This is a genomic window from Rhizobium phaseoli, from assembly GCF_010668805.1.
Lineage (GTDB): Bacteria > Pseudomonadota > Alphaproteobacteria > Rhizobiales > Rhizobiaceae > Rhizobium > Rhizobium phaseoli_A.
Window position 1 is genome coordinate 171,674 of the sequence record NZ_WUFT01000007.1, and the last position, 12,716, is coordinate 184,389.

At 61.3% G+C, this 12,716-nt stretch carries 11 protein-coding genes; 4 read left to right on the forward strand and 7 right to left on the reverse strand.

Features of this window, described 5'->3' with window-relative positions:
• Nucleotides 1-94: 94 nt before the first annotated feature.
• The 4 genes from GR197_RS12920 to GR197_RS12935 all read right to left on the reverse strand — a co-directional run bounded on the left by GR197_RS12920 (nucleotide 95) and on the right by GR197_RS12935 (nucleotide 5,881).
• Nucleotides 95-724: a hypothetical protein gene (locus GR197_RS12920; RefSeq protein WP_164009991.1), complete on the reverse strand. Its 630-nt coding sequence runs from the start codon at nucleotides 722-724 to the stop codon at nucleotides 95-97.
• A gap of 131 nt (nucleotides 725-855) precedes the next feature.
• Entirely contained in the window at nucleotides 856-3,747 is a 2,892-nt protein-coding gene (gene ileS / locus GR197_RS12925) for an isoleucine--tRNA ligase (RefSeq protein WP_164009992.1), read from the reverse strand.
• A 287-nt stretch (nucleotides 3,748-4,034) separates the two neighbouring features.
• Nucleotides 4,035-5,018, reverse strand: a complete 984-nt coding sequence (locus tag GR197_RS12930; RefSeq protein ID WP_164009994.1) for a bifunctional riboflavin kinase/FAD synthetase — start codon at nucleotides 5,016-5,018, stop codon at nucleotides 4,035-4,037.
• Nucleotides 5,019-5,032: 14 nt separating this feature from the next.
• A complete protein-coding gene (locus GR197_RS12935; protein ID WP_164009996.1) occupies nucleotides 5,033-5,881 on the reverse strand; it encodes a TIGR01459 family HAD-type hydrolase in 849 nt (282 codons plus the stop codon).
• A 285-nt stretch (nucleotides 5,882-6,166) separates the two neighbouring features.
• Between GR197_RS12935 and groES the strand changes: the two genes are divergently transcribed.
• From groES to GR197_RS12950, 3 genes are all read left to right on the forward strand, one after another.
• On the forward strand, nucleotides 6,167-6,463 hold the full coding sequence (groES, locus tag GR197_RS12940; protein ID WP_003545797.1) for a co-chaperone GroES: 297 nt from the start codon (nucleotides 6,167-6,169) through the stop codon (nucleotides 6,461-6,463).
• Between the two features lie 70 nt (nucleotides 6,464-6,533).
• Entirely contained in the window at nucleotides 6,534-8,177 is a 1,644-nt protein-coding gene (gene groL, locus GR197_RS12945; RefSeq protein WP_164009998.1) for a chaperonin GroEL, read from the forward strand.
• 482 nt (nucleotides 8,178-8,659) lie between these two features.
• The gene (locus tag GR197_RS12950) at nucleotides 8,660-9,106 is read left to right on the forward strand and encodes a hypothetical protein (RefSeq protein ID WP_164010000.1); all 447 of its coding nucleotides are present in this window, start codon (nucleotides 8,660-8,662) and stop codon (nucleotides 9,104-9,106) included.
• A gap of 221 nt (nucleotides 9,107-9,327) precedes the next feature.
• Here GR197_RS12950 and GR197_RS12955 read toward each other — a convergent pair whose 3' ends face one another.
• A complete protein-coding gene (locus GR197_RS12955) occupies nucleotides 9,328-10,038 on the reverse strand; it encodes a glutathione binding-like protein (RefSeq protein ID WP_164010002.1) in 711 nt (236 codons plus the stop codon).
• Between the two features lie 212 nt (nucleotides 10,039-10,250).
• Here GR197_RS12955 and GR197_RS12960 point away from each other — a divergent pair, with 212 nt between their 5' ends.
• Nucleotides 10,251-10,664, forward strand: coding sequence for a DoxX family protein (locus tag GR197_RS12960; protein ID WP_164010004.1), 414 nt, complete (start codon nucleotides 10,251-10,253; stop codon nucleotides 10,662-10,664).
• Nucleotides 10,665-10,749: 85 nt separating this feature from the next.
• On the opposite strand, the gene hisG is transcribed toward GR197_RS12960, so the two are convergent.
• Nucleotides 10,750-11,445 carry an ATP phosphoribosyltransferase gene (gene hisG, locus GR197_RS12965; RefSeq protein WP_164010006.1) on the reverse strand — a complete coding sequence of 232 codons (696 nt, stop codon included), beginning with the start codon at nucleotides 11,443-11,445 and terminating at the stop codon, nucleotides 10,750-10,752.
• Entirely contained in the window at nucleotides 11,442-12,563 is a 1,122-nt protein-coding gene (locus tag GR197_RS12970; protein WP_164010008.1) for an ATP phosphoribosyltransferase regulatory subunit, read from the reverse strand. Before GR197_RS12970 ends, hisG begins: the two co-directional genes overlap by 4 nt.
• Between the last annotated feature and the right edge of the window lie 153 nt (nucleotides 12,564-12,716).

Genomic DNA, 12,716 nt, shown 5'->3' on the forward strand with positions numbered 1-12,716 from the left:
GGGACGGAGAGGTTGCGGCTATCCCCTTCGCCCCGTTTACGGGGAGAAGGTGGCGGCAGCCGGATGAGGGGCTGCTCTCACCGAGCTCAACCCGCTATTGCAGGAGGTTCCACCACTGCTTGCCGGTGTTGGCGACCGCCGCATCCTTCTTGCGCTTCTTCTGCTTCTTCAGCTCGGGCTCGCCGACATCGTCGAGCTTTGCCGGATCGTCGACGGTGCGGTAGCCGGGCGGCGGATCGGAAATAAAGCGGCGCTGATCGATATAGGAGCCCTTTTGCAGAGCGCGGGCTTCACGATAGGCTTTGGTCTGGGCTTCCGTCGTGCGCCGGCCGCCTTCGATTGCCGAGCTGGCGAGCGGCGAGCGATAGTTCGGATTGTCTGAGTTCGCGTCGGCTTCGCCGACCAGGCGAGCGCGGGTTTCTTCCGGCGATTCAATCCATTGCGGATTGTCCTTGTTGGCGACCGTCGGCTGCGGCGCAACGAGGGTCTCCCTTTGCGCCTGGGCCGGCAGAACCAGCGTCGGGCGCGGCGTGTACTTGACGCCCTTGTTCTTCGGGTCGGGCCCGGTCAGCGACACCGACTGGCCGAGGTCGTCGGTCAATTGCTCCATGGCAGTCTTGTCGGTGCCGTAGGTCGGGCTGCTGGCGCAGCTGGAGACCAGGGAGCATCCCGCCACGACGACAGACAGGCAGGCGCCCATACGGAACCAATGCGTTGCGAACATGAAAACCCTTCCAGCCACCGGTGCAATCGTTGCCCAACCGGACAACCGTCCCCCTGACGCAAAAATCCGGCCATTTTCAGGCAGCTTTTACCGGATGAACCGCGAAAACGCAATTCACCCGGCAATATTCTTCACGCCGTTGCGGCAAGTTCGCGAAGGGCGGCAGCGTCACGGGCCGAGACATCGGGATATTCGGGATCGGAACCGACATCCCTGGTGATGCGCCAGGAGCGGGCGCATTTCTCACCCTCTGCAAGCTTCGGCACGACGCTGACCTCAGGCACTTCAGCCAGGCGGAAGGCGTCTGCCGGGCCCTCGCCGGCCCTGACCTCGATTGCCGAAGTGATGCAGACTTCGGTGAAGTCCTGGCCTTCCAGCGCCTTCAGCAATTCCGGATCAGCGATGTAGACGACGGGAGCGGCTTCCAGCGAGGAGCCGATGCGCTTGTCCTTGCGCTCGATTTCCAGCGCGCCTGTGACGACCGAGCGGACCGTGCGGATCTTCTTCCACTTCTCGGCCAGGGCATCGTTGCGCCATTCCTTTGCAACCGGGGCAAACTGCTCCAGATGCACGGAAACGGCGGACGGATTGCGCGACAACCAGGCCTCTTCGGTGGTGAAGGGCAGCATCGGGGCAAGCCAGGTCACCATGCAATCGAAGATCTGGCGGATGACGTGCAGGCTGGCGCGCCGGCGCAGGCTCGACGGCGCGTCGCAGTAGAGCGCATCCTTGCGGATATCGAAATAGAAGGCCGAAAGCTCGACATTGGCGAAATCGATCAGCGCGCGGGCGATCTTCTTGAAATCGAAGGCATCGTAGTTTTCGCGCACCAGCTCGTCGAGTTCGGCAAGCCGGTGCAGCATCAACTGCTCCAGCTCCGGCAGATCGCCAACGGCGATCTCCTCGCCCGTGTCATGGGCGAGCGTGCCGAGCATCCAGCGGATGGTGTTGCGCAGCTTGCGATAGGCATCGACATTGGTCTGGATGATCGTCTTGCCGACGCGCAGGTCGTCGGCATAGTCCGAGGTCATGACCCAGAGGCGCAGGATATCGGCGCCCGCATCCTTCATCACTTCCTGCGGCGCGGTGACATTGCCCTTCGACTTCGACATCTTCTCGCCCTTCTCGTCCATGGTGAAACCATGGGTGAGGACGGCGTTATAAGGCGCGCGGCCGCGGGTGGCCGCCGATTCCAGCAGTGACGAATGGAACCAGCCGCGATGCTGGTCGGACCCTTCGAGGTAGAGATCGGCCGGCCACTTCAGGTCGGGGCGGTCTTCGAGCGTGAAGGTGTGCGTCGAGCCGGAATCAAACCAGACGTCGAGGATATCCATGACCTGCTTCCAGCGGGCATGGTCATGGTCGTTGCCGAGGAAGCGCTCCTTGGCGCCATCGGCAAACCAGGCGTCGGCGCCCTCCTGTTCGAAGGCGTCGAGGATGCGGGCGTTGACGGCTTCATCGACCAGGACCTCGCCCTGTTCGTCGGCAAAGACGGCGATCGGCACGCCCCATGCTCTCTGACGAGAAAGCACCCAATCCGGGCGGCCCTCGATCATGGCGCGCAAGCGGTTCTGGCCGGCGGCGGGCACGAAGCGGGTGTCGTCGATCGCACCCAGCGCGCGCGAACGCAGCGTCGTGCCGTCGGCAAGGGTCTTGTCCATATGGACGAACCATTGCGGCGTGTTGCGGAAGATCACCGGCTTCTTCGAGCGCCAGGAATGCGGATACTGATGCTTCAGCCGGCCACGGGCAAAGAGCGCGCCGCGGGCGATCAGTTCCTTGATGACGCGGTCGTTGGCATCGCCCTTCTTGCCGTTATCGTCGATGACGCGGGCGCCGTCGAAGCCGGGGGCGTCCGATGTATAGAAGCCGCCATCGTCGACCGGGAACGGGATCTTGGTGTCGATGCCGCGGGCCTCAAGCGTGCGGACAGCCGACGTCCAGGCATCAAAGTCTTCGCGGCCGTGGCTGGGTGCCGTGTGCACGAAACCGGTGCCGGCATCGTCGGTGACGTGATCGCCATCGAGCAGCGGGACAGTAAATTTGTATCCGCCTCCAAGGCCGTTGAGCGGATGCGCGCAGTTGATCCCAGCAAGATCAGCAGCGGTCACGTCAGCGACACGCTTGTACTGCAGTTTTGCCTTGGCAAAAGACTCATCGGCCAGCTTGTCGGCGAAGATCAGCTTCTCGCCCGGGCGCGGGCCAAAATCGTTCTCGGCGGCCGTCACTTCGTAAAGACCGTAGACACCACGCGACGAATAGGCGATTGCCCGGTTGCCGGGGATCGTCCAGGGCGTGGTGGTCCAGATGACCACGAAGGCATCCTTGAGCGCGGCCGGGCCTTCGACGACAGGGAATTTCACCCAGATCGTATCGCTCTCGTAATCCTGGTATTCGACCTCGGCCTCGGCCAGTGCCGTGCGCTCGACGACCGACCACATGATCGGCTTGGAGCCGCGATAAAGCTGGCCGCTGGCGGCGATCTTCAAGAGTTCGCCGGCGATGCGCGATTCCGCGTGGAAGTTCATCGTCGTGTAGGGATTGTCGAAGTCGCCTTCGATGCCGAGACGCTTGAACTCTTCGGCCTGGGTCTTGATCCAGCCGGTGGCGAATTCGCGGCATTCGCGGCGGAATTCGTTGACCGGGACCTCGTCCTTGTTCTTGCCCTTCTCGCGGTACTTCTCTTCGATCTTCCATTCGATCGGCAGGCCGTGGCAATCCCAGCCGGGTACATAATTGGCGTCATAGCCGCGCATCTGGAACGAACGGTTGATGACGTCCTTGAGGATCTTGTTCAGCGCGTGGCCGATATGGATGTTGCCGTTGGCATAGGGCGGGCCGTCGTGAAGCACGAACTTTTCGCGGCCGGCGGCCGAAGCGCGCAGTTTCTTGTAGAGACCCATCTCCTGCCAGCGCTTGACCAGCTCCGGCTCCTTCTGCGGCAGGCCGGCGCGCATGGGGAAATCGGTTTCGGGCAAATAGAGGGTCTTCGAATAGTCGATCTTTTCGGCTGTGTCGGTCATATCGGACAATCGTTTCTGGCGGCCCAGGAAGGGGCGCAACGGGCGTGAAAAAGCTGGTGACGGAAGCGCTCGTATCCAAGCGCCAAAAACCCGGACCTTCCGGCCGCTTAGCGCGCGCGGAAGGCCGGGCCGATAATTCGCATCGTCATCGCCAGCCGAAATTTCGTCATAGCGGCGGTTCATAGGCGTTTTTGCCTGGAAAAGGAAGAGCAGAATTCGCAGTTGCGCCATCGGCATCGGTGGCAAGAATCGCTGGTCTCCCCGCTGTTGGCACGCTCACGGCGACGTCAGGAAAAACAAAGCTTCCGGTCGAGTTCGCCCAGCGGTTTTACACCTGATAGCAGCGCCCTCGCCTCCTCCTCGTCGCGCTTGATCTGGGCGACCAGCGGATCGAGGCCGTCGAATTTCAGCTCGGGCCTGATATAGCCGAAAAAGGAGACGGCGCAGCGCTGGCCGTAGAGATCGCCGCTGAAGTCGAAAAGATAGGTTTCGAGCAACGGCGCGCCGTTTTCGGTGACCGTCGGGCGGCGGCCGTAGCTTGCGACGGCGTCGTGCAGCGTGCCGTCTTGGCGGCGGAAGCGGACGGCGTAGATACCGGCGGCGAGTTCGACCTCCGGCGGCAGACGCATGTTGGCGGTGGGAAAACCGAGCTGCCGGCCGAGTTTTTCGCCGTCGATCACCTCGGCCTCAACCGTATAATGATAACCCAGCATGCCGGCGACTTCGCTGACATTGCCATCGCTTAAAAGCGCGCGGATATGGCTCGAAGAGACGACGTCGGCGTTTTCGTCGCGGAAAGCATCGATCAGGGTGACGCCAAAGCCATAGGTCTGGCCGGCATTCATCAGAAAAGCGGGACCGCCCTCGCGGCCGCGGCCGAAATGGAAATCGAAGCCGGTGACGACCTCGGAGGCACCGAGCCAATCCTTGAGGATCGAATGGATGAAATCATCGGCCGAGCGCTGCGAAAACTCATGATCGAAAGGATATTCGATGACCGCGCCGAAACCGAGGGTTTGCAGGATGCGGGCCTTGAGCGGCGCAGGCGTCAGGCGGAAGACCGGCGTCTCAGGCCGGAAGACCGTGCGCGGATGCGGCTCGAACGTCAGCACCAATGCGGGGATGCCGCGCGCCTTGGAGATTTCCAGCGCGCGGCTGAGCACCGACTGGTGGCCACGGTGCACGCCGTCGAAATTGCCGATGGCAATGACGCCGCCCTTGAGATGGGCAGGCAAGGGTTCCCGGGTTTCATTGCGGTGGAAGACGGTCATCGGCTGGCTTCTCTTTATGCAAAGCGTGGCATCCACCACTTCGGCGCGGCTTTTTCCCGATCGAGATAGGCGTTGAGGATCGCCTCGTCGGTCTCGCCGTTCAAGGTGTATTCCTTGGCGTGGATACCGCCGCTGATGTAGAGAAGGTCGAGGCCGTAATTCAAGGCGCCGCGCACATCGGTGGGCATGCCGTCGCCGATCGCCAGCACGCGGTCGACCGGGAAATCGCCGCGAAGCTCGCGGGCAGCGGCCAGCGTCGCCTCATAGATCGGCCGGTGCGGTTTTCCGGCGATGCGGGTGCTGCCGCCAAGCTGCTCATAATAGGCGGCCATGGCGCCGGCGCAGGGAATGATGCGGTGGCCGCGCTCGACGACGAGGTCGGGATTGGCGCAGATCATCGGCACCTGGCGCGCTTTGAATTCCAGAAGCATGTCGGTGTAATCTTCCGGCTTCTCGGTCTCATCGTCGAAAAAGCCGGTGCAGACGAGCGACTGCGCTTCTTCAGCCGGCTTGCGCTCGACGCCGATGCCTTCGAGAAGCGCCTTGTCGCGCTCGGGGCCGAGCAGAAAGACCGTCTTCGGCCCTTCGGCAATCAGCCGGCGCGTGACGTCGCCGGAGGTGACGATCCGGTCATAGGCGCTGTCGGGAACGCCGATCTGGCGCAACTGCTCGACCACCTGCCAGGAAAGGCGCGGCGAATTGGTGATGAGGACGACCGCGACGCCGCTGGCGCGGGCCGCTTCAAGGGCAGAGGCTGCCTTCGGGAACGGATCGACGCCATTGTGAACGACGCCCCAGACATCGCAGAGCACCACGTCATAATGACCTGTTATCTCCGAGAAGTTTTCTATCCGCCTGGCCATTCCGATTTCCCGATTTGCTGCAGTCACCGGTGACATTGCAAAGGCGCAAGGCGATGGCAAGGCATTTTCTTCGCCGTCGACCCGCCGCGCCGGTTTCGGCCGCATTCTCCGATTATTCTCTAGCCTCTTCACAATTCCGGCACAAAAATTCGTGATGGCTCTCATTGACTCCTTTCGGAGCCATCCCTAAATGCTCGTCGCTAGCACTCACCGCAAGGGAGTGCTAACATCTATCCATGTGGGCCGATCCGGCCCGCGAATGTCATTCGATCGAGGGATTAGACAATGGCAAGCACCAACTTCCGCCCCCTTCACGACCGCGTCGTTGTTCGCCGCGTTGAGTCCGAAGCCAAGACCAAGGGTGGCATCATCATTCCCGATACCGCCAAGGAAAAGCCGCAGGAAGGCGAAATCGTCGCCGTCGGTTCCGGCGCGCGCGATGAGTCCGGCAAGGTCGTCGCACTCGACGTCAAGGCTGGCGACCGCATCCTGTTCGGCAAATGGTCCGGCACCGAAGTCAAGATCGACGGCGAAGACCTTCTGATCATGAAGGAAGCCGACATTATGGGCATCATCGGCTGATCAGCCGCTGGCCTTTCCGACTTAGCCTACGGGTCCAGAACCCGGACACTCGAAATGAGGAGTTTCAATCATGGCATCTAAAGAAATCAAGTTTGGTCGCACCGCGCGCGAAAAAATGCTGCGTGGCGTCGACATTCTCGCCGATGCAGTCAAGGTAACGCTCGGCCCGAAGGGCCGTAACGTCATCATCGACAAGTCCTTCGGCGCTCCGCGCATCACCAAGGACGGCGTTTCCGTCGCCAAGGAAATCGAACTCGAAGACAAGTTCGAAAACATGGGCGCACAGATGGTCCGCGAAGTTGCTTCGAAGACCAACGACATCGCCGGCGACGGCACCACGACCGCAACCGTTCTTGCCCAGGCGATCGTTCGCGAAGGCAACAAGGCCGTTGCAGCCGGCATGAACCCGATGGACCTGAAGCGCGGCATCGACCTCGCTGTTGCCGACGTCGTGAAGGATCTCCAGGCCAAGGCCAAGAAGATCTCCACCTCGGAAGAAGTTGCACAGGTCGGCACGATTTCGGCCAACGGCGACAAGCAGGTCGGTCTCGACATTGCTGAAGCCATGCAGAAGGTCGGCAACGAAGGCGTCATCACGGTTGAAGAAGCCAAGACCGCCGAAACCGAACTCGAAGTCGTCGAAGGCATGCAGTTCGACCGCGGCTACCTCAGCCCCTACTTCGTGACCAACCCGGAAAAGATGATCGCCGACCTCGAAGACGTCTTCATTCTCCTCCACGAGAAGAAGCTCTCGAACCTGCAGTCGATGCTCCCGGTTCTCGAAGCTGTCGTTCAGACCGGCAAGCCGCTCCTGATCATCGCTGAAGACGTCGAAGGCGAAGCTCTTGCTACGCTCGTCGTCAACAAGCTGCGCGGCGGCCTCAAGATCGCTGCTGTCAAGGCGCCTGGCTTCGGCGACCGCCGCAAGGCCATGCTCGAAGACATCGCCATCCTGACCGGCGGCACCGTGATCTCCGAAGACCTCGGCATCAAGCTCGAATCCGTCACGCTCGACATGCTCGGCCGTGCGAAGAAGGTTTCGATCTCCAAGGAAAACACCACGATCGTCGACGGTTCGGGCGCCAAGTCCGACATCGAAGGCCGTGTTGCCCAGATCAAGGCGCAGATCGAAGAAACCACCTCCGACTACGACCGCGAGAAGCTGCAGGAACGTCTTGCCAAGCTCGCTGGCGGCGTTGCCGTCATCCGCGTCGGCGGCTCGACGGAAGTTGAAGTGAAGGAAAAGAAGGACCGCATCGACGACGCACTCAACGCGACGCGCGCTGCCGTTCAGGAAGGTATCGTCCCCGGCGGCGGTATCGCTCTGCTACGCTCCTCCACGAAGATCACCGTCAAGGGTGCAAACGACGACCAGGAAGCTGGCATCAACATCGTTCGCCGCGCCCTGCAGTCGCTCGTTCGTCAGATCGCTGAAAACGCAGGCGACGAAGCCTCGATCGTTGTCGGCAAGGTCCTCGACAAGAACGAAGACAACTTCGGCTACAACGCTCAGACATCCGAATATGGCGACATGATCGCCATGGGTATCGTCGACCCGCTCAAGGTTGTTCGCACGGCACTGCAGAACGCTGCTTCTGTTGCATCGCTGCTGATCACCACCGAAGCCATGATCGCCGAACTGCCGAAGAAGGATTCGGCTGGCGGCGGCATGCCGGGCGGCATGGGCGGCATGGGCGGAATGGACATGATGTGATAGGCCAAAGCCTGCACTGACACCATTCCGGTTTCCGGAACAGGAAGGGCGGCCCTCGGGTCGCCCTTTTTCTTTTACGCCCAGTGATTCGATCCGTTGTGCGCAATTTTATGACGCGTTGCCCGCTCCTGCCAGGGAAGCTTTCGCGAAGCTTGCGTTGCCGCGCTTTTTCGGGCCGCCGGTCTCGGTGGGAGATTGCAGCGTTGCGGCACCATTTCTCACGTCATGTCGAGTGGAACCGTATCCAAAGCCCGCAAAACTGATGTTTCGACGCCGCTTCCCGTTGGATAGGCTGAGGATGCCGGCATCCCAGGAAAAATGCCGATCCTAACACCCCTTAAAAAGCCGTTGCCGTTTGATAAAAAGCTCTTATAAATCCGCGCTGCAATTGAAGCGCGGGCATCATGCCTGCTGCTGCGTGATCCTGTTTTTGTGTTTACCGAGCGTGCGGCGGAGGAGCTGCATCCGAACGGGGGAACGCCTTGTTTAAGATCGCCAAAGCCAATGCAGCCGGACCTTTGACACCCGGCTCGCTTGAGCACCACAATCAAAATGACGAGATGGTGGCTCAGTTTTCGATCTCCGAAGCCTGGACCGGAGATTTGTCGAGCGGCATGCTGCGTCTCGGCGAATGGAGCGCGATGCTGCATGGCCTCTCCGCACAGGAATGCGGGCTGTTAAGCCTGATCCGCTGCTACGACACCAAGGACCGCGGCCATATATTGGAGCTGTTCGAGCAGGCGGCGACACGTTGCTCCTCCTTCTGTTTTTCGACGACGATCATCATGCCGAACGGCTTGCGCCAGCCAGTGTTCTGCATGGGCGAGTCAAACGGGCTCGAGGAAAAATACAGCGGCAGCCTGGTCGGCGTCTTCATCTTTCCGCGCTTCAAGCTTGAGGGCGCAAGGCAGATCATAAGTCCGCGATAAGATTGGCAAATAAAAACAAAGGACGCGCGCGACGCCGGCTCAACCTGCTGACAAAGTCGACTGACTCATATTTCGTCATGCTCGGGCTTGTGCCCCAAGCCTCTGAGCCGGTGCAGCAGATCCTCGCACAAGGCCGAGGATGACGCTGGGGAAAAGCGAGGTGGTCTATAGCTGAGGCCACGCTTCGAAAGCAGCCTCTGTGTTTTCCGGCGATCCGTCCGTTACTCCGGCTTGACCGGAATGTTGAGCCCCTTCTCGCTGGCAGGCCGGGCAATGCAGCGCTGCAGCCAGTCCATGACGGCCGGGAATTTCGCATAGTCGAGAACCTCGCGGCCGCCATAGAAGATATCGGCGCCGCGAACCCAGGTGAAGGTGGTGATGTCGGCGATCGTATACTGATCGCCCATGATCCACTGCCGACCTTTCAGCCGGCCTTCGAGCACGCCGAGCAGCCGTTTGGATTCATCGCGGTAGCGCTCCACCGGATAGGAATTGTTGGCGACCTTGTCGGCGGCGAATTTGTGGAAATGTCCGAACTGGCCGAACATCGGGCCGATTCCGGCCATCTGGAAGAATACCCACTGAATGCATTCGTAGCGGCCGGCGGCATCTTCGGGGATGAGCCTGCCGGTCTTTTCGGCGAGATAAAGCAGGATGGCGCCGGATTCGAACAGGCCGATCGGTTTACCAGCAGGCCCGTTCGGATCGATGATCGCCGGAATGCGGCCGTTCGGGTTGAGAGATTCGAATTCCGGCGACTTCTGCTCGTTGACGGCGAAGGAAATATAATGTGGCTCGTAGGCAAGGCCGAGTTCCTCGAGCGCGACGGATACCTTCACCCCATTCGGGGTCTGCAGGGAATAGAGCTGGATGATGTCGGAATTTTTCGCCGGCCAGCGTGCGGTGATCGGAAATGCGGACAGATCTGCCATCGGATTCTCCTTGTTAGGCGCCGACCATAAGAGACCGGGTGCGGCAAAGGCAAGCGGCCGCCTGCGGGGTATCGTTCCATATTATTGAACAAAGTGTCCCCGTTCGTTTATCTTTCCACAACAGGAGAAATGAGCGACATAGGAGGCATCCGAGGTCCACACGGTGCCGGGGCACCAAGATCTCCAGAGCCATTCAAACGGAGACAGCATCCATGTCGAACGCCATTATCCTGATTGCCCGCATTCTTCTGTCGTTCATGTTCGTCCTTTCCGGCTTCATGAAGCTAACCGATCCTGCCGGTACTGCGGGCATGATCGCCGGTGCCGGCCTGCCGGCAGCAACCCTGTTGGCGTATGTCGCAGGCCTTTTCGAACTGCTCGCCGGCCTTGCGGTTCTCACTGGCTTCCAGGTCCGCATTGCCGGCTGGCTGCTCGCGGCGTTCTGTGTCTTCACGGCCGTTGCCTTCCATCTGCCTTACGCAAGTGGCGCGGAACTCGTGAATATTCTCAACCAGATCATGGTCATGAAGAACATCACGCTTGCCGGCGCGTACATACTGCTCGCCACCGTCGGTGCCGGTGCCTATTCGATTGACGCCCGCCGCGGCGCCTATGCGGCTGCCTGATTCAGCAGACATCCTCCCAGCCATGCAGAACCCGCCGTCATTGAATTGACGGCGGGTTCTCTTATGCATTCAATGATCGCTAAAATCAGAGGGCGGCGCGCACCGCTTCGATAATCGCCTGCACGACCGGTTCGCCCGTATGGCTTTCCCTGCGGGCGCGCACGAGGCAGGCCTGTGAATGCAGGATGACGCCGTCCTGGAGCACTTTCAGGCGGTTGGCGCGCAGCGTCGAGCCGGTGGAGGTGATGTCGACGATGATATCGGCCGAGCCGGAGGCCGGAGCACCCTCGGTGGCCCCGAGGCTTTCGACGATCCGATAAAGCTGGATGCCGTGCTGGCTCGAAAAGAACTGCTGGGTCAGCCGCCAGTATTTGGTGGCGATGGCAAGGCGCCTGGAATGACGGGCACGGAAATCGGCAGCGACATCGACGAGATCGGCCATGGTCTCCACATCAAGCCAGATCTCCGGCACGGCGACGACGACATCGGCATGGCCGAAGCCGAGGCGGGCGCAGAATTCGACACGCTTGTCGACTTCGGCAAAGCCTTCCCGCATCAGATCTTCGCCGGTGACACCGAAATCGACGGTGCCGTTGCCGAGTTCGCGGGAGATTTCGGAAGCAGAGAGGAAGGCGATTTCGACATTGTCCCAGCCTTCGACGCGGCCGCGATAGGAGCGGTCGTTGCCCACAGCCGTGATCGGCATGCCGGCCCGCTCGAAGATTGCCGACGCATCGTCCTTCATCCGGCCCTTGGAGGGAAGCGCGATGGTGATGGTCATGCGGCTGCCCTTTCGGTTTCGATGCGGTCGAGCCAGAAGGAGAAGCCGACGGCCGGAATGCGGTCCGTCGCGCCGAGGAAGGTCAAGAGCCTATCATAGCGACCGCCGCCGGCCAGAACCGCCGCCGAACCCTCCACCGTCACCTCGAAGACGAGGCCGGTATAATAATCGAGCGGTCGCCCGAAGGCGGCGCGGTAGTCAACGCAAGAGAGGTCGACACCGGCATTGGCAAGGGCGGCGACGCGGCCGTTGAAGCGCGATAGCGCGTTACCGAGTTTCAGGCCGGCCGCATCGGCGAAACCGGCCAGCGCCGCGGACGCATTGACGAGCGGCACATTGAGCGACAGGAACTCCTCCAGCACATGGAAGGCCGCGTCGTCGAGACGGGTTTCGGAGAGGATGAGCTTTTCCTTGAGCCGCCGGGCGATTTCCAACGGCGAGCGGCCGGCATTGGCCGAATAACCCGTCGCCTGCATCTCCTGCTCGATATGGCCGACCAGCGCCTGCTCGTCGCCTGACGCGACAAGCCTGGCAATATCGTCGTCCAGGCCAGTGACGAATTGCGGGCTGACGAGGCCGGCAAGCAAGGCTTCCAACTGAGTCATGTTGCCGAAAGCGTGGATCAGGCGCTTCTGCCAGCCGAGCGGCAGGCCGAGCGCCTGGACGACGGCTTCGAACACCGCCTGATCGCCAAGGGTCACCGATAGGCGCCGGCCCGGCAGCAGGCGAGCGAGAATGCCGGTGGCATCGCCGATGGCGCGGGCGTCGGCGCCGGACAGGTTGATGTCGCCGAGATCTTCGATGCCGGCCTGATAGAATTCATTGGCACCGTCGCGGCGCTGGCGGAAAACCTCGCCGAGATAGGCGTAACGCCTCGGCGTGCCGGTTGCCGCCTCGATGTGGCGCAGGCAGACGGGGATGGTGAATTCGGGACGCAGGCAGAGGCTGGCGCCGGTTTCGCTCTCCGTCATGAAGATGCGGCGGCGCAGATCCTCGCCGGCGATATCGAGAAAGGGCTCGGCCGGCTGGATCACCGGCGTGTCGATGCGCTCGGTGTTGCGGGCGGTAAATTCGGCCAGCAGGTCGTTGGCGAATTCGGGGAGGTTGATCAGGGGCATGGTGTGGCTCCTGGGAAAAGTCCCCTCCCCAAGCCCTCCCCACAAGGGGGAGGGACTAACCCGCGGCGATCGCCGAAACAAATCGAGAGGACCGTCGATGAAACAAAGGTCGAGTTGGGCACAGCGGCGCCACTGAAAGCCCCTCCCTCTTGT